Source organism: Mycobacterium sp., assembly GCF_019243155.1.
Classification (GTDB): domain Bacteria; phylum Actinomycetota; class Actinomycetes; order Mycobacteriales; family Mycobacteriaceae; genus Mycobacterium.
Window position 1 is genome coordinate 1 of record NZ_JAFAUS010000326.1, and the last position, 26,425, is coordinate 26,425.

General features: G+C 65.8%; 19 protein-coding genes, 1 tRNA gene and 3 pseudogenes. 6 read left to right on the plus strand and 17 right to left on the minus strand.

Annotation, left to right across the window (positions count from 1 at the left end; all coding sequences use genetic code 11):
- Nucleotides 1-598 (plus strand): annotated as a pseudogene (locus JOZ00_RS16480) (pyridine nucleotide-disulfide oxidoreductase); the annotation flags it as partial.
- A 172-nt stretch (nucleotides 599-770) separates the two neighbouring features.
- Here JOZ00_RS16480 and JOZ00_RS16485 read toward each other — a convergent pair.
- The 10 genes from JOZ00_RS16485 to JOZ00_RS16530 form a co-directional block, all read right to left on the minus strand.
- Nucleotides 771-1,445, minus strand: coding sequence for a hypothetical protein (locus JOZ00_RS16485; protein WP_293345397.1), 675 nt, complete (start codon nucleotides 1,443-1,445; stop codon nucleotides 771-773).
- Entirely contained in the window at nucleotides 1,433-1,846 is a 414-nt protein-coding gene (locus JOZ00_RS16490; RefSeq protein ID WP_293345399.1) for a thioesterase family protein, read from the minus strand. The genes JOZ00_RS16485 and JOZ00_RS16490 overlap by 13 nt, the downstream gene beginning before the upstream one ends.
- Nucleotides 1,843-6,672, minus strand: a complete 4,830-nt coding sequence (locus tag JOZ00_RS16495; RefSeq protein WP_293345401.1) for an NAD-glutamate dehydrogenase — start codon at nucleotides 6,670-6,672, stop codon at nucleotides 1,843-1,845. The genes JOZ00_RS16490 and JOZ00_RS16495 overlap by 4 nt, the downstream gene beginning before the upstream one ends.
- A gap of 117 nt (nucleotides 6,673-6,789) precedes the next feature.
- Nucleotides 6,790-8,466: an energy-dependent translational throttle protein EttA gene (gene ettA / locus JOZ00_RS16500; protein ID WP_293345403.1), complete on the minus strand. Its 1,677-nt coding sequence runs from the start codon at nucleotides 8,464-8,466 to the stop codon at nucleotides 6,790-6,792.
- A gap of 86 nt (nucleotides 8,467-8,552) precedes the next feature.
- Nucleotides 8,553-9,062, minus strand: a complete 510-nt coding sequence (locus JOZ00_RS16505) for a single-stranded DNA-binding protein (protein WP_293345405.1) — start codon at nucleotides 9,060-9,062, stop codon at nucleotides 8,553-8,555.
- Nucleotides 9,063-9,204: 142 nt separating this feature from the next.
- A complete protein-coding gene (locus JOZ00_RS16510; protein ID WP_293345407.1) occupies nucleotides 9,205-11,235 on the minus strand; it encodes a cytochrome c oxidase assembly protein in 2,031 nt (676 codons plus the stop codon).
- A gap of 30 nt (nucleotides 11,236-11,265) precedes the next feature.
- Nucleotides 11,266-13,611, minus strand: coding sequence for a glycerol-3-phosphate 1-O-acyltransferase (locus JOZ00_RS16515; RefSeq protein ID WP_293345409.1), 2,346 nt, complete (start codon nucleotides 13,609-13,611; stop codon nucleotides 11,266-11,268).
- A complete protein-coding gene (locus JOZ00_RS16520; protein WP_293345411.1) occupies nucleotides 13,608-15,353 on the minus strand; it encodes an HAD-IB family hydrolase/lysophospholipid acyltransferase family protein in 1,746 nt (581 codons plus the stop codon). The genes JOZ00_RS16515 and JOZ00_RS16520 overlap by 4 nt, the downstream gene beginning before the upstream one ends.
- Nucleotides 15,350-16,822: a wax ester/triacylglycerol synthase family O-acyltransferase gene (locus tag JOZ00_RS16525; protein WP_293345413.1), complete on the minus strand. Its 1,473-nt coding sequence runs from the start codon at nucleotides 16,820-16,822 to the stop codon at nucleotides 15,350-15,352. The genes JOZ00_RS16520 and JOZ00_RS16525 overlap by 4 nt, the downstream gene beginning before the upstream one ends.
- A 125-nt stretch (nucleotides 16,823-16,947) precedes the next feature.
- A complete protein-coding gene (locus tag JOZ00_RS16530) occupies nucleotides 16,948-18,195 on the minus strand; it encodes an alpha/beta hydrolase (RefSeq protein WP_293345415.1) in 1,248 nt (415 codons plus the stop codon).
- Between the two features lie 187 nt (nucleotides 18,196-18,382).
- Between JOZ00_RS16530 and JOZ00_RS16535 the strand changes: the two genes are divergently transcribed.
- Nucleotides 18,383-18,456: transfer RNA gene (locus JOZ00_RS16535), tRNA-Arg, on the plus strand.
- Nucleotides 18,457-18,798: 342 nt separating this feature from the next.
- Here JOZ00_RS16535 and JOZ00_RS16540 read toward each other — a convergent pair.
- The 5 genes and pseudogenes from JOZ00_RS16540 to JOZ00_RS16560 all read right to left on the minus strand — a co-directional run.
- Nucleotides 18,799-18,929, minus strand: a pseudogene (locus JOZ00_RS16540) (CsbD family protein); the annotation flags it as partial.
- 33 nt (nucleotides 18,930-18,962) lie between these two features.
- Complete coding sequence (locus JOZ00_RS16545) at nucleotides 18,963-19,121, minus strand: DUF6131 family protein (RefSeq protein WP_293345417.1); 159 nt, start codon at nucleotides 19,119-19,121, stop codon at nucleotides 18,963-18,965.
- A 133-nt stretch (nucleotides 19,122-19,254) separates the two neighbouring features.
- The gene (locus JOZ00_RS27710; protein ID WP_366022343.1) at nucleotides 19,255-19,518 is read right to left on the minus strand and encodes a hypothetical protein; all 264 of its coding nucleotides are present in this window, start codon (nucleotides 19,516-19,518) and stop codon (nucleotides 19,255-19,257) included.
- Between the two features lie 329 nt (nucleotides 19,519-19,847).
- A complete protein-coding gene (locus tag JOZ00_RS16555; RefSeq protein ID WP_293345433.1) occupies nucleotides 19,848-20,423 on the minus strand; it encodes a hypothetical protein in 576 nt (191 codons plus the stop codon).
- A 105-nt stretch (nucleotides 20,424-20,528) separates the two neighbouring features.
- Nucleotides 20,529-20,677, minus strand: a pseudogene (locus JOZ00_RS16560) (DUF6131 family protein); the annotation flags it as partial.
- A 260-nt stretch (nucleotides 20,678-20,937) separates the two neighbouring features.
- Here JOZ00_RS16560 and JOZ00_RS16565 point away from each other — a divergent pair.
- A complete protein-coding gene (locus JOZ00_RS16565) occupies nucleotides 20,938-22,578 on the plus strand; it encodes a GMC family oxidoreductase (protein WP_293345419.1) in 1,641 nt (546 codons plus the stop codon).
- Between the two features lie 48 nt (nucleotides 22,579-22,626).
- The gene (locus JOZ00_RS16570) at nucleotides 22,627-23,316 is read left to right on the plus strand and encodes a cutinase family protein (RefSeq protein WP_293345421.1); all 690 of its coding nucleotides are present in this window, start codon (nucleotides 22,627-22,629) and stop codon (nucleotides 23,314-23,316) included.
- A 9-nt stretch (nucleotides 23,317-23,325) separates the two neighbouring features.
- Here JOZ00_RS16570 and JOZ00_RS16575 read toward each other — a convergent pair whose 3' ends face one another.
- Both JOZ00_RS16575 and JOZ00_RS16580 read right to left on the minus strand, forming a co-directional pair.
- Complete coding sequence (locus JOZ00_RS16575) at nucleotides 23,326-23,940, minus strand: carboxymuconolactone decarboxylase family protein (protein ID WP_293345423.1); 615 nt, start codon at nucleotides 23,938-23,940, stop codon at nucleotides 23,326-23,328.
- Between the two features lie 75 nt (nucleotides 23,941-24,015).
- The gene (locus JOZ00_RS16580) at nucleotides 24,016-24,708 is read right to left on the minus strand and encodes a type 1 glutamine amidotransferase domain-containing protein (protein ID WP_293345425.1); all 693 of its coding nucleotides are present in this window, start codon (nucleotides 24,706-24,708) and stop codon (nucleotides 24,016-24,018) included.
- A gap of 357 nt (nucleotides 24,709-25,065) precedes the next feature.
- Between JOZ00_RS16580 and JOZ00_RS16585 the strand changes: the two genes are divergently transcribed.
- Together JOZ00_RS16585 and JOZ00_RS16590 are read left to right on the plus strand one after the other, a co-directional pair.
- Complete coding sequence (locus tag JOZ00_RS16585) at nucleotides 25,066-25,479, plus strand: hypothetical protein (protein WP_293345427.1); 414 nt, start codon at nucleotides 25,066-25,068, stop codon at nucleotides 25,477-25,479.
- 219 nt (nucleotides 25,480-25,698) lie between these two features.
- Nucleotides 25,699-26,425: enoyl-CoA hydratase (locus tag JOZ00_RS16590; RefSeq protein ID WP_293345429.1), on the plus strand; the 727-nt coding region annotated here is incomplete at its 3' end.

Here is a 26,425-nt window from a genome sequence, read left to right on the forward strand (position 1 = left end):
CGCCGTCCCGAAGAAGCTCTCGCATCCCCGGCTGCGAGAGATCCCGGTCGAGGTCGCGCTCGATCCGGAGAAGCTCCGGGATCAGCCGCTGGACGGCGCGACGGTCGCCGTGTTCGGGTCTTCGCACTCGTCGATGATCGCGTTGCCGAACCTGCTTCGCCAGCCGGTGGAGAAGGTGATCAACTTCTATCGCAGGCCACTCAAATACGCCATTTACTTGGACGACTGGATCCTGTTCGACGACACCGGCCTCAAAGGCCGGGCAGCGGTTTGGGCCCGAGAAAACATCGACGGTGTTCTTCCCGACCGGTTGGAGCGATGTTTGGATTCGAGCGCCGAATTCGAAGAGAAAATTGCGGAATGTGACCATGTCGTTTACACCATCGGCTTCGAGCGAAGGCAACTGCCGGAGACCAGACAATGGGGCCCACTAAACTACAATACGAGAAATGGAATTCTCGCCCCCGGCCTTTTCGGGCTGGGAATCGCTTTTCCCGAGTACACGGAAGACCCGTATGGATACGGGCAATACCGGGTTGGGCTGAAGAAATTCATGGAGTACCTCAATTCGGTTCTCCCGTTGTGGATGCTCTATGGCACCGAGGCGCCCGCACAGTGTTCGACACTCGGCCGGCCGCACGGCGCCGCACCCAAGAACCCGGCGGGCGCGCACCGCGCCACAAGGCCTTCGCCGATCACGGTCTCGGCGACACACCGGTCATAAACTCAGCATGATTTCTGTCCCCGATGCGGGCGACTTGACGCGCGCGTCAGCTCAGTAACAGCGCCGGGTCGCCGCGGCGCCGGTACACCGAGCCGTATCGGGCGTCGACACGCAGCCACGTCGGCAGGATCCGCACCCGGATGATCTCGTCGGCGCTGACCGCGTCCGGCGTCGGCGGCAGGAAACCCATTGCGGTCAAGGCGAATACACATCGCATGGGCAGCCCCACGCTGACATCGGCCGAACTCACCTGAATGACCTCCTGGTCAAGCAGTGAAACCGGCGGGCCGTGAGAACTGCTGTGCTCCTTGGCAAGTCGCGCGCCGCGCTGTGCCAGGTCGAGCACTACCCGGGCGGGGATGTCCTCGAGATGAGTGAACCCGGATTCCGCGGGCAACGCGCCCCGCCACGCGGAGTCCATCGCGAAGCCAGGATCAACGTAGCCCGATGACTCGTCCATGGCGGGCAGGGCACGCGCCAGCGCATCGGCACCTGCCGACAAGTCCTCGGGTCGCACCTCGCCGATCACCACCCGGCTGGCCAGCACATCGAAACCCGTTGCCACCCAAGCGGAGAGCAACCCATCCGATCGAGCGCGCAGCCGGATGACCGCCGCATCGTCCAGCCGCAGTGCATTATCGACGAACCTGGCCAGGTCAGTGCGCTGGGCAGCCCTGGATTCTGGGCCGAGCCAAATTCCGCGTTCGACTACCGAATCCACCGTTGCAAATACTCCCGATGCCGGGGCGTGAGCCGCACCAGCCGTTGCTCCTTGATATGGACGGCCGCCAGCTGCGATTCCGCGATGACGGCGGGTTTCGACTCCCGATCGGCGCCGATAGAGCGCACCTCGTAGCCGAGGGTGAAATCGACTGCCCGCAGCCGCTTGGTCCACATGGTCACCTGCAGTGGTGAATCGGCCAGCCGCAGCTGGTCTTTGTAGGTGACCCGAACGTCGGCGATCAGCAGGCCGATAGTGGTGATGTCGGCGCCGAACGGCTCCTTGAGGAACGGAACCCGCGCCTCCTCCAGGATCGTGACCATGGTGGCGTGGTTGATGTGTTGGTACATGTCGATGTCCGACCAGCGCACGGGCACTGGTGCGACGAATCCGACGCTCAACTCGACGATCCTCTTCCACTGGTACGGGTCATGCGGCGGATCTGTCGTGCCGCCACCGACAGCGTCGCGAGATCCTTTTCCCCGCTCTCTTGAATCTCGATGAGTGTTCGGCGAGCCCGCTCCACCCTGGATGCGCTGAGGTGCTCCCACTCGGCGATCTTTTCTTCACCGCTTTCATCGGGTTCCCCGACGGCCAGCACATCGAAGCACAACGACCGCAGCGAGGCGTAGATGTCATCGCGAATCGCCAAGCGCGCCAACGAATGCCAGCGGTCCTTGCGGGCCAGCCCCGACACCGCCGTCAGCAGGCCATCGGTCCCCAGCCGGTCCATCAGCGCGAAGTAGGTGTCCGCGACCTCGGCGGCGTCGATGTCGTTGATGTCGCCGATGTCGATGATGTCGAGCAGGCTGAAGCGGTACAGACCGGAGGCGACCATGTACGCCAGGTCCTCGGGCGCACCCTGCGACGCGAACTCCGCGGCTTCCTTTTCGACGATGGCCTTGTCGTCGCCCCGCAGCCACTCCGACATCCGCGGCGTCAACGCCTTGACCTTGGCCGCGAACCGGTTGATCTCCGCTCCGACGGCGAGCGGCTGCGGACGATAGTTCAGCAGCCAGCGTGCGGCGCGGTCGATGAGCCGCCGGGTGTCCAACGTGAGCCGGTCGGACATCGCGACCGGCATGTCCGCCGCGCGGATCTGCCGCCAGATCTCCCCGACGTCGAAGATCGCGTCGGTCGCGACCCAGCAGCGCACCGCATCGACCGGGCCGACACCGACGTCTTCGGTGATCCGGAAGGCGTAACTGATGCCGGCGGCGTCCACCAGATCGTTGATCAGCATGGTGGTGACGATCTCGCGACGCAGCTGGTGCGTGCGGATCTCCGAAGTGAACCGTTCGCGCAGCGGCGTCGGGAAATACTCGGGCAGCCGGGACGCGAACACATCCTGTTCGGTCAGTTCGGTTTCCAGCAGCTGCTCCTTGAGCCCCAGCTTGACGTGCGCCATCAGGGTGCACAGCTCCGGCGAGGTCAGACCGAGACCGGCCTCGAAACGCCGGTGGATCTCCTTTTCGGCGGGCAGCGCCTCGAGTTCGCGATTGAGGCCGCGTTCGTCCACCAGATACTGAATGAGCCTGGCGTGCACCGGAAACAGGCTGACCGCGTTGGCGCGGCTGGTGCCGATCAGGTCGTTCTGGTCCTCGTTGTCGGTGAGCACCAGCTGCGCGACCTCGTCGGTCATCGACTCCAGTAGCTCTTTGCGCTCTTCGGGTTTGACCTTGCCGGCAGTGACCAGCGAGTCAATCAGGATCTTGATGTTGACCTCGTGGTCCGAGCAGTCCACACCCGCGGAGTTGTCCATGGCGTCGGTGTTGATGCGGCCACCCGCCAAGTCGAATTCGACACGGCCCAGCGCCGTCACGCCGAGGTTGCCACCTTCGCCAACCACCTTGGCGCGCAACTGGTTTCCATTGACGCGCACCGGATCGTTGGCGCGGTCGCCGACGTCGGCGTCGGACTCGAATTCGGATTTGACGTAGGTGCCGATGCCGCCGTTGAACAGCAGGTCCACCGGCGCCTGCAATATCGCCTTGATCAGATTGGGCGGGGCCATCTCGGTGGCATCGGAGTCGATGCCCAGGGCCTCGCGGACCTGCGGGCTGATGGGAATGGACTTGTGTTCGCGGCTGTACACCCCGCCACCCTCGCTGATCAACGATGTGTCGTAGTCGTCCCAGCTGGACCGCGGCAGATCGAACATCCGCCGGCGTTCCTCCCACGACGACGCGGCGTCGGGATCGGGGTCGAGGAAGACGTGCCGGTGATCGAAGGCGGCGATCAGCCGGATGTGCTTGCTCAGCAGCATGCCGTTGCCGAACACGTCGCCGCTCATGTCGCCGATGCCGACCACCGTGAAGTCCTCGCTCTGGGTGTCGACACCCATCTCCCGAAAGTGCCGTTTGACGGCCTCCCATGCACCCTTGGCGGTGATGCCCATCGCCTTGTGGTCATAGCCCACCGACCCGCCGGATGCGAATGCGTCACCCAACCAGAACCCGTAGGACTTGGCCACGTCGTTGGCGATGTCGGAGAAGGTCGCTGTGCCTTTGTCCGCGGCCACCACCAGGTACGCGTCGTCGCCGTCACGCCGGATCACCTCGGGTGGCGGGTTGACCCTTCTGGTTGCATGGTCGACGTTGTCGGTCACGTCGAGCAGGCCGGAGATGAACAGCTGATAGCAGGCGACGCCTTCGGCGCGGGTGGCGTCGCGGTCGGTAGCCGCGTCGCCCGTGGGCGCGGGCGGCTTCTTGAGGACGAAGCCGCCCTTGGCCCCGACCGGAACGATGACGGCGTTCTTCACGGCCTGCGCCTTGACCAGACCCAGGATCTCGGTGCGGAAGTCGTCGCGGCGGTCCGACCACCGCAGGCCGCCACGCGCCACCGGGCCGAACCTCAGGTGCACGCCCTCGACGCGCGGCGAGTAGACGAAGATCTCGTATTTGGGCCGCGGCAACGGAAGTTCGTCGACCAGCTGCGCGTCGAGCTTGAGCGCCAACACGTCGCGGGCACGGGCCGAGCCTTCGCGGGTGACGAAGTAGTTGGTGCGCAGCGTGGCCTGCACGAGCGACGCGAAGGCCCGCAGGATGCGGTCGGTGTCCAGGCTCATCAGCGCGTCGATGTCGGCGGCGACGGCGGCGGCGGCCGCCTGCGCGTCGCGGCCCGTCGGTGACGCCGACGGATCGAACAGCGACTCGAAGAGAGTGACCAGTGATCGTGCGGTCGAGGGGTGCTCGTTCAGCACCGACTCGATGTAGGACTGGCTGTACGGAAAACCGGCCTGCCGCAGGTATTTCGCGTAGGCACGCAGGAGAACGACCTGCTGCCAGGTCAACCTCGCGCGCACGACGAGCTCGTTGAACCGGTCGACGTCGACGCGGCCGTGCCAGATGGCGGTGACCGCGTCGGCGAACCGCTCGGCCGTCGCGTCGCGTTCGGCATCCGACGCCAGCGAGATGGTCGGTGTCGAGACCTTGAATTGGTAGATCCACACCGGCAGCCCGTCCGGGCGGGTGATCTCGAACGGCCGCTCCTCGAGCACCTCGACGCCCATGCTCTGCAGCATCGGCAGCAGCTGGCTCAGTGATGCGGTGCGGCCGCCCATGAACCAGGTCAGCTGCGCACCGTCCCCGTCGCGCTCGGAGAACACCAGCTTAACCGAATTGCCTTGCAGCTCTTTGATGATCGCGATGTGCTCGAGGGCGTCGGCCGGGGAGAGGGCCTGCTTGTAGACCTCGGGGAAAGCGGCCGCGTAGTGCTCGGCGTCGGCCTGGCTGACGGGACCCTCCGCCGCGGCGCCGATCAGCCGGTCGGTCCAGGTCCGCGCGGCTTCGCTGAGCAAGCCTTGGATGCGGGTCCGGTTCTCTTCGGACACGTCGACCGGCGGCGCTCCCTCGGGCAGCCGGACCATGAAATGCATGAGCGCCCAAGGTGATTCGCTGACACGAGCGGTGAATTCCAGTCGCGTGCCACCGAACTCGTGCACCAGGATGTCTTCGATCTGCAGCCGCACCGCGGTGGTGTAGCGATCGCGGGGCAGATAGACCAGGCAGGAGACGAAGTACTGCAGCCGGTCGGCACGCAGGAACAACAGCGCGTGCCGTCCCGATCCCAGATCCACCACGGATTTGGCCATCGCCAGCAGTCGTTCGGCGCTCAGCGTGAACAATTCCGAGCGGGGAACGGTCTGAATGACGTCCAGCAACAGCTGGCCGGGGTGGATGGGGTCGCTGTCGGCCATCGCGAGCGCATCGCGGACCCGTCGCGAGATCGTCGGGATTTCGAGCACGTCCGCATTCATAGCTGCGACCGTGAAGAGCCCGACGAACCGGTGCTCGATGGTGCCCTCATCGCCGCCGACGTTTTCCCGGACCGCGATCGCATACGGGTAGGCGCCGTAGCGCAGATAGCTGCCGACGACGGACTGCGCCAGCACCAGCAATTTGTCGTCGTCGGTCAACCGCGGACGGGAACCGGTGCGGGTGCGCAGGACGCCGAGGCCGGGCGATCCGTCGCCGGAGACCAGATTGTCGTGCACGCGGCAGCGTTGGTAGCCGAGCAGCAGAAAATTGCCGTTGCCCAGCCAGCGCAACAACGCGGCGACGTCGTCGCGGTCCGGCGCCGAATAGTGTCCGTCGGCGTTGATTTCGACCTCGGCGGCCAGATCGCTGAGCGTCGTGATCATCGTGGCCGCGTCGCTGGCGACCTGTTGCACGTCGGCCAGCACCTTGGGTAACAGCTGACCCAGTTCGGTGAGGCCCTTGCTGTCGACGGAGGGCAGCAGCTGCACGTGTATCCAGGCCTCGCCGACAAAGGGCGACGCGCCAGGTGGTTTGGGCTCGACGCTGACCAGGTCGCCGGTCGGGTTGCGGTGCACATCGAAGACCGGCGTCATGATCGCGGCGTAAGCGACGCCAAGCCGGTGAAGCAGCACCGTGACGGAGTCCATCAGCATGCCGCCGTGGTCGGTGACGACCTGCAAGGCGGGCCCGAACCCTGCGGGATCGTCCGGCGGGTAGACCGCGACACGGCTTTCGCCGTCGGGGCGGTGCTCGCCGAGGCGGAAGTGCGCGCTCAGCATGGCCGGGGTCACGATGGCCGTCGGGACGGTCAGGTCGATGGGCCCGACCTCTGCCGAGCCGGCTTCGTCACCGTTCGGACCGCGATAGCTTTCGATGTAGGCCTTCGAGATCCACTCGGGAATGTCGTGCTGCTGAGTGAAGTCGGTCCACGGTTCGAGACCCTGCTTAGCTCCGGGATCGATCGTCATGCCGATTGCTCCACTCCTCAGCGGCCGTCGCGGCCGCATCGTCGTCGGTGCCTTCGATCACCCGACTGCCTCAGCGGCCGTACTTGCCGCGTCGTCGTCGGGCTGGCCCAGCTGACACTAGTCCCGCGTCAGCTTGCGGTGGGTCACTCTGTGCGGTCGTGCCGCATCGGCACCGAGCCGGTCGACCTTGTTTTCCTCGTATGCGCCGAAGTTGCCCTCGAACCAGAACCACTTGGCCTCGTTGTCGTCGTCGCCTTCCCAGGCCAGGATGTGCGTGCAGGTGCGATCCAGGAACCACCGATCGTGCGAGATCACCACCGCGCAGCCGGGGAACTGCTCCAGCGCGTTCTCCAGTGAACTCAAGGTTTCGACGTCCAGGTCGTTGGTCGGCTCGTCCAACAGGATCAGGTTGCCGCCCTGCTTGAGCGTCAGCGCGAGGTTCAGCCGGTTGCGCTCGCCACCGGAGAGCACGCCGGCCGGTTTCTGCTGGTCGGGCCCCTTGAATCCGAACGCCGACACGTAGGCCCGGGACGGTACCTCCGTCTGGCCGACGATGATGTGATCCAGCCCGTCCGAAACCACTTCCCACACGGTCTTTTTCGGATCGATGCCCGCGCGGCTCTGGTCGACGTAGCTGAGCTTGACCGTCTCACCGACCTTCACGGTGCCGCTGTCGGGTTGTTCAAGCCCGACGATGGTTTTGAACAGCGTGGTCTTACCCACACCGTTGGGGCCGATGACACCGACGATGCCGTTGCGCGGCAGCGTGAACGACAGGTCCTTGATCAGGGTGCGTCCGTCGTAGCCCTTGTCCAGGTGCTCGACCTCGACGACCACGTTGCCCAGGCGAGGCCCGACCGGAATCTGGATCTCCTCGAAGTCGAGCTTGCGCGTCTTCTCCGCCTCGGCGGCCATCTCTTCATAGCGCTGCAGACGGGCCTTGCTTTTGGCCTGGCGCGCCTTTGCGCCGGACCGGACCCACGCCAGTTCTTCGGTCAGCCGCTTCTGCAACTTGGCGTCCTTGCGGCCCTGCACCGCCAGGCGCTCCGCCTTCTTCTCTAGATAGGTCGAGTAGTTGCCTTCGTACGGATAGGCGCGGCCGCGGTCGAGTTCCAAGATCCATTCGGCGACGTTGTCGAGGAAGTAACGGTCGTGGGTGACCGCCAGGATCGCGCCCGCGTAGCTGGCGAGGTGCTGCTCGAGCCACTGCACGCTTTCGGCGTCCAGGTGGTTCGTCGGCTCGTCGAGCAGCAGCAGGTCGGGCTTGGACAGCAGCAGCTTGCACAGCGCGACGCGACGGCGCTCACCGCCGGACAGGTTCGTGACCGGGTCGTCCGGCGGCGGGCAGCGCAATGCATCCATAGCCTGCTCCAACTGCGAGTCCAGGTCCCACGCGTCGGCGTGGTCGAGATCCTCCTGGAGCCGGCCCATTTCCTCCATCAACTCATCGGTGTAGTCGGTGGCCATCAACTCGGCGACCTCGTTGAAGCGGTCAAGCTTCACCTTGATCTCGCCCAGGCCCTCTTCGACGTTGCCGCGAACGGTTTTCTCCTCGTTCAGCGGCGGCTCCTGTTGCAGGATGCCGACGGTGGCGCCGGTGGCCAGAAACGCCTCGCCGTTGTTCGCCTTGTCCAGTCCAGCCATGATCCGTAAGACGCTCGACTTACCTGCGCCGTTGGGACCAACGACACCGATTTTGGCGCCTGGATAGAAGCTCAACGTGACGTCGTCCAGGATCACCTTGTCGCCGTGCGCCTTACGGACCTTCTTCATCGTGTAGATGAACTCAGCCATGCCGCTGTTATGCCTTTCTGGTCTCGCAGAGGGATCTCGCGGACCATCCTAGGCACCGCTCGACGGCCGTCGGCCTCAGCCGACCCTCAAACCAGGACGGAGAGCGAGGCAGCGTCGGGCTGGGCATCGCCGGAGCGGGCCGCATCGTCACCGGTTTCATGGTCCTCGTCGGTACTAACGTCGCCGGCGCCGGCCGGGGTTCCGCCGATCGCGGGACCCTGGTCTGCAGTGGTGCCGGTGTAGCCGGGCTTCTCGATCCGCACGAATACCCGTGACAGGTCCGGCCCGACCGCCGTCGCCCGCATTTCCAGCGACGAACGGCGGTTGCCGTCGCGGTCCTCGTACTCGCTGGTGTACACGTGGCCCGTCACGATCACCGGCGCACCCTTGCCCAGCGCGGCACCCACGCCGGTGACCAGCTTCCCCCAGCAATTGACGGTGATGAACAGGGAATTGCCATGCTCCCAGGTGCCGTCGCCGGTGCGGCGACGCGAATTGCTGGCCACCCGGAACTTGATGACCTCCTGATCGCCGACCTTGCGACGCTGCGGGTCGTTGACGATTTGACCGATGACGGTGAGCGGGGTTTCGAACATGGGTTGATCCCTTCTTCAGTTGCTTTCCCGGCGATGAACGCGTCACCGCCCCTCTGGACGCCATTGAGCCCGCAGCTACCGACGGACGCGGCGGCAGGCACGGCGAGCCCGCTGCCCCTGTGGACGAAACCGGGACTGTGAATTACTCCGCGGGTTGGCCGGACCGCTTGGGGGCTTCCCCGCGCGCCAGCTCGGCGAGCATCGCGTTGTACGCCGTCAGGTCGGCGTCATCGTCGCGGTCAGCGGCGCGGTCCAACCGCCGCGCCGTGCGCTTGTCGCTACGGGCCCACTGCACGAGCAGCGCGAGCATCACGATCACCAGGGGAATCTCCCCCGCCGCCCAGGCAATGCCGCCGCCCAGTCGCTGATCACCGAGGAGGTCGGTGTGCCAACTCAACCCAAGCGAGCGGTAATAGTCGGCGCCGAGCACCTTGCGGGTGCCCATCAGCACCACCCCAAAGAACGCATGCAGCGGCAACGAGGCGAACACCACGCCCACCTTGGCCAGTGGCGGGATCGGCCGCGGTGTGGGGTCCACCCCGATGACGATCCAGTAGAACAGGTAGCCGCTGAGCAGAAAGTGCAGATTCATCGCCAGATGGCCCGCGTGACTGCCGACCGCGATATCGAACAGGTTCGACAGGTACAAACCGTAGAAGCCCGCGACGAAGAGCACGGTGGCGACCACCGGGTTGGTCAGGATCCGCGACAGCCTGCTGTGCAACGCGGCCAATATCCATTCCCGCATACCGGGCGGACCGCTGCGGCCGGCGGCGGGCAGCGCCCGTAAGGCCAGACTGACCGGCGCGCCCAGCACCAGCAGGATGGGGACCAGCATGGACAGCCCCATGTGGGCGATCATGTGGATGCTGAACACCGCCGGCATGTAGCGACCGATGCCCGACGACGTCACGAAGAGCAGCGCCAGGCAGCCGAGCAGCCAGGCCGCCGTCCGGCCCGGCGGCCAGCTGTCGCCCCTGCGGCGTAGCCGCAACACGGCGGCGACGTACAGCGCGGCGAAGATGATCGCGGCACTGCCGAAGACCAGATCGAACCGCCAGTCGAACAGGATGCGCAGCGGGGTTGGCGGTCCGTCGAGGTTGTAGCCGATCTCGGCCTCGGCAATCGACGGCAGCCGGGTGGGTGGCGGAGGCGGCGGGGTCCGGCCCAGCCCGACAGCGACGCCGAAGGTCAGCCCGAACACTGCGGCCTCCGACAGGGCCAGCCGGATCAGGCCGCGGCGCGCGTCCTGCTGACCGGTTGCCGCCTGCAGGGCGCTGACGGCGGTGCGGCGCTGGCGCCAGCCGATGATCCCCAGCACGCACAGCGCGGTGAACTTGGCGATCACCAACCGTCCGTAACCGCTGGTCAGGAGGTCGGCGGGCGTCACGCGCACCGCGGCGTTCACCACCCCGCTGACGGCCATCGCGACCCAGCACCACAGCGCGATGGAGGAGAAGCGCCGGGCGGCCAGGGCCATGTGCCCGCCGCCGCGCAGCCCGTGGGCCAGCAGCACGAGCAGACCACCGGCCCACAGCCCGGCGGCGATGAGGTGGATCAGCAGACTGTTGGTGGCCAGGTCGTGTGCCCCGCCGGCCGACGAGTGGCCGGTCAGCCCCAGCGGCACGAGGGTGATCAACGACCCGGCGAGCAGCATCGGCGCCCAGGACCAGCGCAGGACGGCCAGGCTGGCCAGCGTCACCAGCGCGGCCAGCGCCGCGGTCCAGCGCCACGCCGAGGCGGTGGTGACCAGGCCGGCCACCGACCAGATCTTCGCCGGGCTGAGGCTTTCCAGCAGCGGGTGGCCGGACACGTCGGAGATGGTCAGCGGCACCAGCAGCGCCGCACACACCGCCCAGATCCCCGAGGCCACCGTGCCCAGGCGCAGCGCGCGGTATCCGTCGGCGTCGAGGACGCCGCTCCTTTGGGGTGGCACCAGGAACGCCGCGAACAGGAACGATCCAACGGCCACCACTGCGGCGATCTCCCCCGCCGCCCGGACGAACGGCAACCCCAGCGTGGTGGCCGGACCCGGATCGGGCAGGCCGGTGACGGTCAGCGCGTCGGCCAGCGACAGCGCCCCGATCCCGGCCGCGGTGCAGCCCGCCAGCAGCGCGACGCCTGCCAGCACCGGCCACACCAGCGCACGTCGCTTGGTCGGGGCAACCGTCATGCATTCCAGAATATTGGCGGGGGCGACCGGTTAGGGCGTTCGGTTCTCCAGGTCCTCTCGCCGCGCCTTGGCTTCGCGCGCCACGAACTGTTCGCGCGCGATCCGCCCCACGTAGTCGAGATCCCGCTGGACGTTGCGCAACTCCCGCCGGAAGGCGATCCGCCGTTCGGTGAGGTCGGGGGCGATCGCCAGCAGATCCTGATCGGCGACCACCTGGCGAGCGGTGGCGAACAGCAGGGTCGACACCGATTCGCTGCTGCGGATCCGGCTTTGCGCCACGTATTGGCGGCCGACGCCGAGCGCCAGCGTCGTCAATTCCTTCTGGTCGATATCGGCCGGCGCGTCGCGCAGTACGTCGGCGACGATCTCGTAGGCCTCGAAGAACACCCGCAGCATCGCCTCGGCCATCAGCGGCCGCTTGGTGAACAGCATCGCGTCGATCTGCTCGCCGCCTGCCGCGAGCTGGGCCTCCCAATCTTCGTGCCAGTCCATCTCTTCGGTGATGTTGTCCCGGAACGCCGCCGAGTCCGCGAAGTAGAAGTCGAATTTCAGCAGATCGCGCAGTCGCATCGCCTGGGTCCAGAACGCCTTGACCCGGTCGCCGTCGGCGTGCCGGGCGTGCGCCAGCGCGAGCTCGACGATCGAGGTCTCCAGGAACGCGTGGATCACCGAATTGCGATAGAACGCGGCGGCGTGCTGCTCGTCGGGTGCGATCTGCCACACCGGCTCTCGGCCGCCGTCGACGCGGGTGATCGGATGCCCGTTGGACAACGCGTCCACCGCCGCGCGCACACCCGCGCGCGAGCGCAGCCGCAGCGCACTCGTCGACATCGGTGTCTGTTTGCGTTCGAGGTAGTCCAATGAGTCCTGCAGGGTGTGGTGCAGCTGACCGAGCGTCAGCGCCGCGCCGCGGGTGGTCAGCAGCAGCGCACACACCAAACCGGTGGCCGTTACCGGCGTCGCCTGCAGGATTCGCCACGCGACTTCGAACGACATCTTCTGCAGCGCAAGCCGTTTGGCATCCTGGTCCTGGGCGAGCGGGCCGTGCGCCGGACCGAGGTGCTGCCGCATCGAAACCGCTTCGGGGAAGCGGACGTAGATCTTGCCGTAGTTGCGTTCACCCTGCGCCCGGATGAAGTTGTACAGCCAGCCGACGCCCTCGGGGGTCTTTTCACCGCCGCGGGCGTAGGCGGCGTACTCGGCGGTTTCGTGCAATTGGTCGAAGCTGATCGACACCGGCTGCAGCAGGATGTCTTCGCTGCGGCCGTCCAGGTAGGCGTCGGCCACGTACGCGAGCAGACCGAGCTTGGGCGGCAACATCTTTCCGGTCCGTGAGCGAGTGCCCTCGATGGACCAGCTCAGGTTGAACCGCTTTTCGACGATGTAGCCGACGTATTCGCGCAGGACGTATTTGTAAAGCGCGTTATCGCCGATGTTGCGGCGGATGAAGATGACCCCGGAGCGACGCAGCAGCGGGCCCATCACCCCGAACGACAGGTTGATACCGGCGAACACATGCACCGGCGGTAACCGGTTCTCCTGCATCGCCACCGGCACCACCGCGCCGTCGATGTAGGAACGATGCGAGAACAGCAGCACCGCCGGATGCGCTTCCAGCGCGGCCCGCATCGCCGCGACCTGATACCCGTCGTAATCGATCTCCGGATCGAAGCCGCGGCTCAGCGCCCTGCCCAGCACGCCGACCAGGTCGACGGACACCCTGCTCCACCCGGTGGCGAGTTCGTCGAGCATCGTGCCGGCTTCTTCGACCGTGGCGCCCGGGATCTTCTTCAGACCGTCACGAAATCGTGTGGACGACAGGATCTCTGGCTTCAGCAGCCGTGGGGATTTGTACTGCGGCCCGAGAATTCGATACTCGGCGCGTTCCAGCGCCAGGATCGCGCGGCGGGCCACGAACCTCGCGAAGTCGCGCTGGTCGTCTCCGATGGTGGTGTCGCGCCACTGCTGACGCAGTTCGGAAATCTTGGCCGCCTCGCCGGCGACCACGCGCACGCGCAGTGGATCTTCGCGCACGATCTTTTGTTGCTGACGCGGGTTGGGGTGGTAGGGATCCCGGCCCGGGAGCAGCCCGGCCACCTTGGCGAGCCTGCCGCGGTCGGGCGGCGGCAACCAGAACACGCGCACCGGCACGATCGATCGGTCTTCACCGGATTCCAGCTGCTCGACAAGAGCGGTCGGGTCCGCGTCGGGTGGCGGCAATTTCAGAACGTCGAACTTCGCCTCCGGCTTGCCGGCACGCTGTTGGTGGACCCACGCCGTGATGAGTTCCATCTCGACCGGCGAGGCCATGGACGCCAACACCAGCGAGTCTTGCCCGGTGAGGACAGCACTGGTGTGTGCGGCCGGTTCGGTCACGGACGCCCTCTGGGCCGGGATTCCGGTGGTTCGGCGCGCAGCGATCCCGCGCCCGGGCTGATCTCACCATTCTGGGAGCCGGCCGGTGGCTTTGGTTTGGCCGCAGCCTTTTTCGCTGCCGCTTTCTTGGCGGGCTGCTTGGTCGCAGCCTTTTTCGCGGGAGCCTTTTTGGCCGCAGCCTTCTTGGCGGTGGTCTTGCCCGCCTGACCCGTGGCCTTGCTTGCCGACTTCACCTCGGCATTGACGTCAACCTCGGGCAGTTCGTCGACAGGCCAGTTGGCCAGCGTGTCCAGATACAGCTGACGCACCGCGGCAATGTGCTCGGGCAGCGTCTCTAATGTCCAGTCCTGCACCGAAATCGGCGGGAACACCGCGACGTCGACCTTGCCGGGGTTGATGGTGCTGGAATTGCGCGCGGCGACGATCTCGGCGTTGCGGATCACGATCGGGACTATGGGGATACCCACCGTCATCGCGATGCGGAATGCGCCTTTCTTGAACGGTCCCACCTCGGTTGTGTCGATCCGGGTTCCCTCGGGCGCGATCACGACCGAAAGTCCCTTTTTGGCAAGCTCTTCGATTTGGTGTAGCGACTCCACCGCGCTCGCCGGGTCGTCGCGGTCGATGAACGCCGCATCCATCGCCTTGCCGATCGTGCCCATGATCGGGTCCTTGGCCAGTTCCTTCTTGCCCACCGCGGTCCAGTTGTCGCGCACCAGCGCGCCGGTGATGACCGGATCGACCTGGTTGCGGTGGTTGAAGATGAACACCGCCGGGCGCTGCGCGGTGAGGTTCTCCCTGCCGATGACGTTCAGCTGCACCCCGCTGATCGCCAGCAGCGACTGAGAAAACGTGGAAGTGAAGAAGTTGACGCCGCGGCGCCGGTTGTTGGTCAGCACACCGATGCCCACCGCGCCGGCCGCAACCGGAAGGATCGAGCCCATGCCGGCGAGTGTCCGCAACTGGCGCCGCAGGCCCACGCGTCCCCGGCTGTCGAATCGCAGGATCGGCCAGCCGCGCCGTTTGGCGACCGCCGCCATCTTGCCCTCGGGGTTGGTGGGCCGTGGATTGCCGACCAGATACATCAGCGCGACGTCCTCGTCCCCGTCGGCGTAGAAGTAGCTGTCCTTGAGGTCGATGTCGTTCTCGGCCGCAAAGCGTTGCACCGCAGCGGCTTTGCCCGGTCCCCACAAGATCGGCTTGACGACGCCGCCGGTGAGCAGCCCGTCCTCGTTGATCTCGAACTTGTTGGTGAGCGTGTTCACGATGCCGAGGAAACGGGCCACCGGATTGACTTGGATGGTCAGCGCGGACGAGCTCAGCACGACGGTGTGGCCGCGAGCCACGTGGGCCCGCACCAACTCCCGCATCTCGGGGTAGATGCGCGACTCGATCCGCTGGTGAAACAGTCGCTCGCCGATCTCGTCCAGGTCGTCCAGCAAACGCCCGGTCAGCGCGCGGGCGGCCTTGCCGATGAGGTCTTCGAATTCGATGCGGCCCAGCGTGTGGTTCAGCCCGGCCTGCACCATGCTGAGCAGCTCACCGACGCCCATGTCGCGGCGCCGCAGCCGTTCCTGGGTCAGAATGACCGCGGTGAAGCCGGCCACCAGTGTTCCGTCCAGGTCGAAGAAAGCGCCGATCTTCGGCCCCGGAGCGCTGGCCATGATCTCGGCGACCGACCCGGGCAGCCGCAGATCCTTTGCCGGCGTGGATGTCTCGCGGTCTTCGTTGGCGGCGCTCATGAGCCGGCCACCGATTGCGACTCGGAATCCGGTTGCTCGACGAAGGAAGCAGGCACCGCGCGCGGTGGCGGGTCACCGGCCAGCGCGAGGATTTCGTTGAAGCCTTCCAGCAGGCACTGGGCAAAGAGCGCTTCGTTTCGCACGGAAGCCCTGTCGTAGCGCACGGTGATGGTGCACCAGCCACCGCGCGAGATCAGCACCACCATCATCGCAACGCCCGGCAGCGGACCGATACCGTACTGCCGCAACACCTTTGCCCCGGCGATGTAGGTGTCGCCAGGGTAGACCGGGACGTTGCTGGCCTGCACGTCGGAGCCGATGACCGAGCCGGTGATCCCCTCCAGCACGGCCGTGGGCAGCACGCTCAACACGGGGGCCAGCGAGCCGATTATGTTCATCGCAGGCTCGTCGCGGCGCTGCGTCATCTGCGCCCGGACCTTCTTCATTCGGGAGACCGGGTCAACGGTGCCGATCGGTGCGGCCAAATTGACCCCGGTGAACCGGTTGCCGCCGGCGGTGTCGGCGTCGGCGCGCAGGTTCACCGGCACCGCCATCGGCAGCGTGCCGATCGGCACACCGAGCGCCTCGTGGTAGCGCCGCAAGGCGCCGCACAGGCCGGCGAGATACGCGTCGTTGATCGATCCCCCGCCGGCTTTCGCGGCCTTGTGCAGGTCGGAGAGCGGAATGTCGATGGCCTCCGAACGGGTGGCCAGGCTGCGCCTGCGCAGCAGCGGCGACGGCTCGGCGGCCCGGTTCATCACCCGCACACCCGAAGTCGCGTATCCCACGATCCCCGAAACGGTGGACGCCGGTTCCAAAATTGCGCGCCCCGCCGCCGATGCCGCCCCGGACAGCGCGTTGAGAATGCCGCCGACCATGGCAACGGGAAGGCGGTTGAGGCCTTGACGCATCAGGTCATTGGGCGACAGGTCCTGCGGAACCGGCAGCGGCGGTGTGGGTTTGGCGGGCGGATCCCGCTCGAGGTCGTAGATTTCTGCGAACATCTCGACACCGCCCACGCCGTCGGTGACGGCGTGGCTGACGTGCAGCAGCGTCGCGGCCTTACCGTCGCGCAGGCCCTCGACAAGGGTGGCCGTCCACAACGGCCGCGATATGTCCAGCGGTGACTGCAGGATCAGCTCGGCGAGATCGAACACCTCGCGCAGCGTGCCGTCCCCGGACACGCGGATCCGGCGAACGTGAAAGTCCAAGTTGAAATCGGGGTCGACCACCCAGCGCGGCGACGCCGTCGGCAGGGTCGGCACGACAACCTTCTGCCGCAACCGCAGCACGCGCCGGGAAGCGTTCTCGAGGCGGGTCCGGAACCGTTGCCAGTCCGGGGTGGTGTCGAGCAGTTCGAGCGCCATGATGCCCGACCGGGTCCGGGGATTCGCTTCACCCCGGTGCATCAGATAATCGACCGGCCCAAGCTCGTCGGTGAGCCGCACGGCCTCGACGGACTCAGCCATCGACATCAGCTCGACGCGTCAACCTGGTCACCGTCGATCAAGCCTCCTGCCTCGGACCCACCAACCCCGAATGTCCACACAACGCTAGTCGGGTTACCGCGCTGGTGAAAGGAGCGTCGCGGGCCTCAGCTGGCCGACGTGACCGACAGCGGCACCGAATCCAGCAACGAGCTGGCGCGCCGCCCGTAGACAACACCCAGGAAATCGCCGACGGCGTCCGCGGCAAGCCGCGACCGGACCGTCGGGGTGATGTCGAACGCGTGGTGTGCGTTGGCGAGCTCCGCGTGGCCCACCGTGTCAGCGCCCGCCCCGCGTAGGGCCGCCGCGAAGGCGTGTGCCTGGCCGCTGGGAATCAACTCGTCCTTTTCGCCGTGCAGGACGAAGAAGGGTGGCGCGTCGCTGTGGACGTACGACACCGGCGACGCCTCTACGAACCGCTCGGGGTAGTCGCTGTACCGGGCCTTGAGAACGAAGTGCTCGAGGAACGGCAGCATCAGTTCGTGCATGTTGTCGGAGTCGGTGAAGTCGTAGACGCCGTAGTACGGCACGGCCGCCTGCACGGTCGTGTCGGCGCGTTCGAAGCCGGGCTGGAAATTGGGGTCGTTCGGGGTAAGCGCGGCCAGGGCCGCCAGGTGTCCGCCGGCGGACCCGCCGGTGATCGCGATGAAGTCGGGGTCGCCACCGTAGTCGGCGATGTTCTCCCTGACCCAGGCGATCGCCCTCTTCACGTCGATGAGATGCGCGGGGAACGTGGCGCGCGGGCTCTTGCAGTAATTGATCGAGACGCAGATCCAGCCGAGTTCGGCCATGTGGCTCATCAGCGTGTAGGCCTGCACACGTTTGTCGCCGACGGTCCACGCCCCGCCCGGGACCTGGATCAACACGGGCGCACGGTGGCCGGGCGCCAGGTCGTGGCGCCGCCAGATGTCGAGCAGGTTGTCTCGGCCGCCGGGACCGTAGGAGATGTCGGAGGTCTGCCCGGCGTAGCGGCGGTGCGGCCCGGACCTGCCCAGCAGCCCGTTTTGCGGAGCAAGCGTGGACCCGAGGTCGGCGGGATGGCACACCCGCTCGCGGAAGTCTGGGCCGAGGGATTCCTCGAGCGCCGCGGTGAGGGCGCGATCAGCGCGTTGCGCCGCCCACGTTTTGCCGACACGCCCGATGGACGGATGCGCGACCCGCGACAGCGCGTGCCCGGTCACTACATGCGGCGGAAACTCGGTGGAAAGCCAGCCTGCGAAGCAGCCCAGCGCGAATGGCGATCCGCGCAGCAACAAAGAGCCGGTGAGATAGGCATCCCGGGCGTCGGCAGCCAGGCGCAACGCCTGGCCGCTCGCCCATGAGCAGCGCGAAGACAAGTTCGTGGCCACGCTCATTAACAACGTCACCTCTCGACGTTCTGCACACGCATCGTTGCGGTTAACCGCCGGTTGCTAGACGGTGTTGTACGTGTGTCGAGGCTCCCCACCATAGCCGATAATCGTGGCGCGCGAACACTTTTCATGAGCCTGGCCGCGGCGAGTCGGATCGGTGAGCGTCGTTGGATAGACTGACCTGCACATTGCCTCCGTAGCTCAGGTGGATAGAGCAAGGGCCTTCTAATCCCTAGGTCGCACGTTCGAGTCGTGCCGGGGGCACAGGTCATGATGTGCTTTCAGCTCCGGCCGATCCGCGTCGAGAGGCCTGCGTCGCAGCATCGAGTACCGCTGGCGCGGTCGCGGCGTCGTGGGGATTAAGTGGGCTGGCAGTCCGCATCATCAGCTTTGTTGTCGGCTCGGTGCTGGGCTTCGGTTTTTTCATTGCGCTGTTTGGGACCGCAACAACCCCCGGTAACGCTGAAAGACAAGACGATTTGGACACAACGAGTGAACCGTGACCGGGTTTTTCGGGGTAGATCCCCGGGTTAGGGTTGCCATTCAGCAAACGGATGGCGACCGGAAGACTTGCTCCGATCGCCATCCCGGAAGGTCAGTGGAGGGCTAGCTTTTGAAGGCCTCCTTCACTTTCTCGCCAGCATCTCCAAGCTGGACTTCGCCTGGTCGAGCTTGCCCTCGGTCTTGGTGTCGTCATCACCCGTGAGGTTGCCGACAGCTTCTTTCGCCTTAACGCCCGGTCACGTGACGGGCCGGTTGAGAGCGCTGAATCAATACCAGTAGCGGCGGCCGCCGACTGGGCGCCCGACTTGGCCCATTATCAGCAGTACGACGCCGATGAGCAGGACGATCCAGCCGATAGTGGCGATGATGGGCGGCACGGGCAGCAGGTAGCCCACGAGGAGAAGGATGATACCGAGAACGATCATCGTGCCGTGCTCCTGGGATTGTGGCGGTAGGTGTTGATGAGTGGGAGCCTCAGCGGTGGAGATGGCCGCCGAGGGATTGGCTCTAGACTTATGCTGTGCCGCAACCCGATGCGGCACAGCATAAGTCGTAAGGTCACACCGCAAGCAGGCGCTCGAAGAACTCGCGGTAATGCATCAGCGCAACGCGGAGGTCTTCGGTGGATGCCTCTTCGCCGCGAGCCCACTGCTCCTCGAGACGCGAGCGGGCGTGGGCGAAACCGGAGGTGAGCTGGCCAACCAGGTCAGTGACCAGCGAGTCGGCTTTTTCAACGCACTGCTTGGGGTCGTCGACGAATGCCGCCTGGACCGCGGTCCAGCGCGCACGTAGATCGGCGAGTTCATCGTCGGCGAAAAGCACGTCCTCGTCTGAAGTTTGGCGCTCCGCGCCCGGATGCTCTACGCCTTCCAGTTTCGCGTGTCCGGTAGGCGTAGCCGATGTCTGGCCACTGACAGCCGGTCCGCGAGGGGCGCTTGAGGGATCTGCCGGTGGGACCGACGCTCGGTCTCGGTGGGGATTCTCGTCGAGGGCTTGCGATGGTGCACCCGAGGGCATTGATTGATCGGTCGATGCCGTTGACGGGTCGGACGGTGCCGGCGGCGTCGAACGCACGCCCACCGGCGGCGTTTCGGCGCCCGCGCCTGGGGACTCGTCGATCGAACCTGGCCGAGTTTCGTGATCGTGGGTTGTCATGCGCGTGCCTCCTGTGATGCGTTGTCTTCCGTTGGTGTCTCGAGCAATTTTTCGAACAGCGCCCGGTAGTGCACAAAGGCCTCTCGTTGCTGCTCGGTGTTGACGTCACCGCGTTGCTGCGCAAGGTGAATGCCATGCGCGGTGCGGTAGTTCTCGACGATTTGTGGATGGTCGACAGAGATGTCGGCGGCGCGTTGATCGAAGTTGTCCACGGGATAACCGCGTGCACGCATGACTTCAGTGACTAGCCGATCGGCGACCCCTACAGCCGTTGCAGGATTGTCGACGAACCCGGTCTGCACCTGGTGCCAGCGGGTGGTGAATTCCGAGAGCGCCGAAGGTGTTAGCGCAACGATGTCGAGCTTGTCTCGGTTGCGCTCGCGGGCGCTGAGTTCTTTTTCGGCCGCCTTCTCGTCTCCGGTCTGCGACACCAGGCGCTCGTACTCGTGGCCATAGTGTTGTTTGAGTCGCGCTGAGTTCTTGCGAGTGCGCAGGACGGTTGCCGCGACGATCACCGCAGCGACCACGGCAACGACGGCGCCCGCGATCAAAATCCATTCCCAGACGGGCATCTCGGCTCCTTTCTTACTCGTGTTGAATAACCCGGACGCATCGAAGGGAAACGTCCATTTGTGATGAAGCGTTGGCAGCTGAGGGTTCACGGTCGGTGTTCGGCAGTAGTGCCGGCGGCCGCCGATGGCACGCCCGGTGTTGCCCAAGGTCGCCAAGATCGCGCCGATGACAACCAGGATGATCCCCATGGTCCACAGGATTGCGATTTCAGCTGAAATCCCGCGGTCAGCGCAACGATGCCGAGAATGATCATGATTCGCCTCCTTGAGCTAGGGAGCGGAAGACGGTCGGGTCGGTTGACCCGACGCTGATGCCAGTCGACCACCAATAAGGGGTGTGGCAATACACCCCTACGGAGGTAATCTCCTGCACTTGGCGCCTTTGACCCCACGCGCGCCGACCACGATCGCGCAGACTGCGACTGACATTCGATACCTCTGTCTGCTGGCGCCCCGCGATTCCCTCGCGGCGTGAGGAGCCGATGCGTTTGCCATGGTCGGGGATGATGACGGTGTGGCAGACGGCGAGCCGGACGCGCGCGAAGCGGAACACGTTGTGTGGGACGTGATTGTCGTGGGTACCGGCATGGGGGGCGGGATGCTGGGCTACTCGCTGGCCCGGTCCGGCCGGCGGGTGTTGTTCGTCGAAAAGGGGCGCTCAACGCTGCCCGGCGCGGCGGGGACGATCCGTTCCGCGATGCCGGAAATAGCCGAGCCGGACGCGACGCGTTCCGCCGAGGCCTACTACGACGCCTTGGCCCGGGCCGGACGCTCAACGGATGAGATCGAAGACGTCAGCTGGCGCTTCGCACGTCGATTCGTGCCGGTCCTGGGCAGCGGGACCGGGGGCTCGTCGGCCATTTACGGCATGGTGTGTGAGCGGTTTTTCGTCCAAGACTTCACTCCCCGACAGAACTTCCGCGATCCCGGTGATTCCACCGTGCCGGACGCGTGGCCGATCACCTACCAGCAGCTGCGCCCTTGGTACGCCGCCGCCGAGAAGTTGCTCGGGGTTCGCGGCCAGCCCGATCCCCTGCGGCCGGAGGCGGCAGAGGTGGGTCTGCCTGCGGCGCCGCCGTTTTCGGCGGACAACCAGCCGCTCATCGACCATCTGGCCGGCCGCGGATTGCATCCCTACCACCTGCCGATGGCCTGCGATTACCTCGACGGTTGTCCCACCTGTTCGTTGTATCTGTGCGACCGATCGTGCAAGAACGACGCCGCCCGCAATTGCGTGCTGCCCGCCGTCACCGAGCACGGGGCCCACCTGCTGCCCGAATGCCGGGCCGTGCGCCTGGAGGCGGACCGCACCCGGGTCCGGCAAGTGATCTGCCAGCACCGCTCCGGCACGCTGGCCCTCAAGGCGAAGGTCGTGGTGCTGGCCGCCGGCGCGCTGGCCACACCGATGCTGTTGCTCAATTCGCGTTCCGGGGATTGGCCGCGCGGATTGGCCAACGGCTCGGACCTTGTGGGCCGCAACCTGATGCGTCATCTCACTGACTGGATCGAGGTCTGGCCGCATGCCGATACCAAGATCACGGACGAAAACAAGCAGATCGGGCTGAACGACTTCTACTTCTGGCAGGGCGAAAAGTACGGCGCCGTGCAGTCAGTCGGCGCAGCGCCGCCCTTTGAGTTCATGACCAACCAGCCCGGCCCGCTGTTCAAGGCGATGCGCCGGATGAGTCCGGCGTTGCGCCCGATCTACGAGCGGTTTCTCGGCGGTGGGTTGATGCTGGGATCGATCATGGAAGATCTGCCCTATCTGGACAACCGCGTCCTGCCCAGCGAGCACCCAACCTCGGACGGCCGCCAGCGAGTGCGAATTCAGTATCGTCTGCACGCCAGCGAGATTGAGCGCCGCGCGGTGTTCTTGCGGCAGCTGGGACAAGTGCTGGAGCCGTTTCGCACCCGGCCCATGGGGGCAGCCAAGTTCAACAGGAACCTGGGCCACGCGTGCGGCACGTGCCGCTTCGGCACCGATCCCGAAACCAGTGTGCTGGACGCACAAAACCGGTCGCACCAAGTAGAAAACCTCTACGTGGTGGACGGCTCGTTCTTCCCGTCCAGCACCGGGTTGAACCCCAGTTTGACGATCGCTGCCAACGCATTGCGGGTGGCCGCGCACGTGAACGAAGTGCATTTCGCCGCTTGATAACCCGGAACTGTTGTTGTCGACATTTTGTCAACTAGCATTTGGGACGTGAACTCACGCCAAATCGCCCGTTTGCTGGGCGCCGCGGTGGTGACTACCTGGGCGATGCCGCTGACCGCATCGACCCTCATTGCCCCCGCGTCCGCTGCCCCCTGCCCCGACGTCGAGGTGACGTTCGCCCGCGGCACCGGCGAGCCACCCGGTGTCGGTGGGGTTGGACAGGCTTTTGTCGATTCACTGCGCAACCAGGTCGGCGGCCGATCGCTCGCGGTGTACCCCGTCAATTACCCCGCGACCGACGATTGGCCCCCGTCCGCGTCCGCCGGCGGAAGCGATGCGAGCGCTCACGTCCAATCCATGGTTGCGAACTGTCCCAACACCAAACTGGTGCTCGGTGGATATTCCCAGGGCGCCATGGTGATAGATCTCGTCACGATCGCCCGCGCCTCGGTTGCGGGCTTCCAGGCCGCGACCCTATCGGCGGACGATGCCGCCCACGTCGCTGCGGTCGCCGACTTCGGGAATCCGACCGACAGGTATCTGGGCGGGCCGGTTAGCGAGATCAGCCCGTGGTACGGGGCGAAGGCCATCGACCTGTGCGCACCCGGCGATCCGATTTGCTCCCCCGGCCCCCTCGCGCTGCCCACTCCTGACGAGACCTCCTCGCCGGCGCACCACGCGTATCAACAGTCTCAAATGCCCGGCCAGGCAGCATCTTTCGTGGCGGGCCATCTGTAGACGAACGGCTCAGCCGTTAAACGCGTTGGCACCCATCACCAACGCAGCGGTGCCGCCGAACAGGTAGCCGACCTCGACCGCCTCGGTGACCTCGGGTTCCGAGGCGCCCGCGGCGCGAGCGTTGCCGGCCAGTGTCCTGACACCGTCGGGGTGCGCGGCGATCGCGTCGGTCACCATCGCCATGAGCAACTTGTACTTCGCCGGGATCGCACCGTCCTTGAGGATGCGCTCACGCATCGCCATGTATGAGTCGACGAATTGCGGGTCACGACCTTCGATCGCCCCGAGCCACGGCGGCTTGGCGAGACCGGGCGGCGGTGCCGGGCCCCCGCCCGGATCTTGGCAGCCGCCCGCCGGCACCCTGGCCCCGTCGCCGCACACGTCGGCCTGAACCGGCGGCGCGGTCTGCAGGAACAACAGGGCGGCAACCACGAGCGCGACGCCCCACAGTTGCGTGACCTTCGCGCGCAACGGACGACGTCTGGCCGGCGCCCCAATTGCGCCCACGCGCAACGCCTCAGCTATCTCGGCCTCCGAGGCACCCGCGGCACGGGCATCCTCGGCGACCGCGACAAGAGTCATCAGCGCACGGTCCTTGACGGCTTGCGGATCTCTGTTCGTCATTTGACGAAACGTACGCCCGACCCGCGATCGGCGCAATCGAAACCCCTTGCGCCACTTGCTGAATAGCGCGAGAAATTACTTCAGTTCCTTCATGAACTCGCGAGCCAGCGGCCCGGCGGAGGCGGGATTCTGACCAGTGAACAGGTTGCGGTCGACGACTGTATAAGGCTTCCACATCTCGCCACGGCTGAATTCCACCCCCATCTTCACCAGCTCATCCTCGGCCGTCCACGGGGCTTTCTCCAGCAACCCGACGGCATCCTCTTCGTCGTTCGTGTAGGCCGTGACCTTGTAGCCGGCGAATGGCGACGCACCGTTGCGACGAGTGGCCAACATGGCGACCGGCGCATGGCAGACGATGGCCAACGGGTTGCCGGAGGCGAGTGCGGCGATCAGCAACCGGCCGGAGTCCGCATCGCGCCACAAGTCCTCCATGGGGCCGTGTCCACCGGGGTAGTAGACGGCGTCGTAGTCCTCGAGGCGGGCATCGGCCAACTCGATCGGCCGGCGCAACTCCTCAGCGGATCGCAGAATCTGTTCGAGTTCCAGAGCGATCTCCGCGCTACCGGCCATGGCAGGACGCAGGCTCATCACATCCACGTGCGGCACAACGCCTTTCGGGGTGGCCACCACGACCTGGTGGTCGGCACCGGTGAGCTCGCGGTACGGGGCGGCGAACTCCTCGGCCCAATAGCCGGTCGGGTGCCTAGTGCCGTCCTTGAGTGTCCAATAACTCGCGCCAGTCACCACAAACAGAACCTTCGCCATTGCAATGCTCCTCGTTTGCCCCCGAACGGATTGACGCGCCCAAGCGTCGTCCTTCTGGCGTCCGGCGTCAAACGATGTCCGACCCACCGACAGCCGCCAAATGCGTTTAGCACCATCCGGAAAGCCTCGTCGTGACCGGCGCCGGACCGGACCATTGGCGGCGGCCGATTAGCCCAAAAAGTCCGGCAGATCGATTTCCGCCATTTACCAGACCATTAGTCAAATATCCGGGAAACAGACGGCAGCAAGTTTCCTTGCAATTAATTTCGGGAACAACTAATGGCGTGTCGCGCCGACCACACGACGTGCACGGGGGATCATCACTTGGGCGTCTTGTAATCAAAGGGATTGGCGATAATGGCGTCGAACGACTGGCAGCCGGTGGTACGCGTCGGGGAACCGAAGTTCATCGCCGGTGTCGGAAATCGGATCAAAGTCGAGGTCAAGACGAAGGGATGGCTGAGCCGAGACTGGCGCGGCTATTTCGGTTCGCAGGTATCACAGCAACAACTCGATGCCCGCTACTCCTGCTATCCCTGCTGGGACGAAATCCAGTGCATCGAGGGCTCCTGCCCCCAGGATGACGCCGAGCACTACATCGAAATGATCGACGCCGCAATTCATTACGCAAACACCCGGATGCTCAGCGAAGCCTTGCCCGACGCAATCATTCGCGGAACCCGCAGGGACCTACGACTGTGCGCGATCAGGCAGCGTCAAGCCGAACTCGATGAACTGGCGAGAAGATTAGCCAGACCCGAGAGTGCATGACCACTCCTCCGCAACCCGCCGGCCTCGGCCCGAGCATATCTTTTGAATTCATTATCGGCGGTCCCCATTGGTGCCCCGATCACGGCCTTTTGAATTCATCCATTTAATCCGCGGGAATTGCGGCATATTGCCAGCCGCGTGCAGTTGGCGGCCCTGCGAAGCGTGGTGGGCGAGCTGCGAAGTACCCTGACCTCGCCGAAAAAACCGCGGAGGTGCCTGATGACCGGATCCGACCTCGTCCTTTTCACCGTGGACAACCACGTCGCGCTCGTCACCGTCAACGACCCCGAGCGACGCAACGCATTGACGGCCGAGATGTCGACGCTGCTACGGGACACCGTGGAACGGGCCGAAGCCGATCCCGAGGTACACGCCCTGGTGGTCACCGGGGCCGGCAAGGCGTTTTGCGCCGGAGCGGACCTCAGCGCCCTCGGCGCCGCGGGCAGCGGAGAGGCGGAGGCGGGCCTGCGGCAGATCTACGACGGGTTCATGGCCGTCGGTAATTGCCGACTGCCCACCATCGCCGCGGTCAACGGCGCGGCCGTCGGCGCCGGCCTGAACCTGGCCCTGGCCGCCGACGTGCGCATCGCGGGGCCGGGGGCCTTGTTCGACCCCCGGTTCCAGAAGCTGGGGCTGCATCCTGGCGGGGGCGCGACCTGGATGCTGCAGCGGGCGGTGGGCCCTCAGGTCGCTCGGGCCGCCCTGTTGTTCGGTATGCGCTTCGACGCGGAATCCGCGGTGCGTCATGGCTTGGCGCTGCATGTCGCCGACGACGCCGTTGCCGCGGCATTGGAACTGGCCGCGGGACCCGCGGCCGCCCCGCGCGAGGTGGTGTTGGCGACCAAGGCCACCATGCGCGCCACCGCCAGCCCGGGATCGCTCGACAACGAGCAGCACGAGTTCGCCATGCACACCGAGCTTGGGCCGCAGGTGTATTCGCTTCAGT

What these genes read in the sequence shown, in the direction of transcription:
- JOZ00_RS16585 (WP_293345427.1), top strand. Translation starts at nt 25,066, where the DNA reads ATGGCGTCGAACGACTGGCAGCCGGTGGTACGCGTCGGGGAACCGAAG.
- ettA (WP_293345403.1), bottom strand. Translation starts at nt 8,466, where the DNA reads ATGGCTGAGTTCATCTACACGATGAAGAAGGTCCGTAAGGCGCACGGC.
- JOZ00_RS16525 (WP_293345413.1), bottom strand. Translation starts at nt 16,822, where the DNA reads ATGGCTGAGTCCGTCGAGGCCGTGCGGCTCACCGACGAGCTTGGGCCG.
- JOZ00_RS16510 (WP_293345407.1), bottom strand. Translation starts at nt 11,235, where the DNA reads ATGACGGTTGCCCCGACCAAGCGACGTGCGCTGGTGTGGCCGGTGCTG.
- JOZ00_RS16495 (WP_293345401.1), bottom strand. Translation starts at nt 6,672, where the DNA reads ATGACGATCGATCCCGGAGCTAAGCAGGGTCTCGAACCGTGGACCGAC.
- JOZ00_RS16505 (WP_293345405.1), bottom strand. Translation starts at nt 9,062, where the DNA reads ATGTTCGAAACCCCGCTCACCGTCATCGGTCAAATCGTCAACGACCCG.
- JOZ00_RS16545 (WP_293345417.1), bottom strand. Translation starts at nt 19,121, where the DNA reads ATGATCGTTCTCGGTATCATCCTTCTCCTCGTGGGCTACCTGCTGCCC.
- JOZ00_RS16520 (WP_293345411.1), bottom strand. Translation starts at nt 15,353, where the DNA reads ATGAGCGCCGCCAACGAAGACCGCGAGACATCCACGCCGGCAAAGGAT.
- JOZ00_RS16555 (WP_293345433.1), bottom strand. Translation starts at nt 20,423, where the DNA reads ATGCCCGTCTGGGAATGGATTTTGATCGCGGGCGCCGTCGTTGCCGTG.
- JOZ00_RS16530 (WP_293345415.1), bottom strand. Translation starts at nt 18,195, where the DNA reads ATGAGCGTGGCCACGAACTTGTCTTCGCGCTGCTCATGGGCGAGCGGC.
- JOZ00_RS16575 (WP_293345423.1), bottom strand. Translation starts at nt 23,940, where the DNA reads ATGACGAACAGAGATCCGCAAGCCGTCAAGGACCGTGCGCTGATGACT.
- JOZ00_RS16580 (WP_293345425.1), bottom strand. Translation starts at nt 24,708, where the DNA reads ATGGCGAAGGTTCTGTTTGTGGTGACTGGCGCGAGTTATTGGACACTC.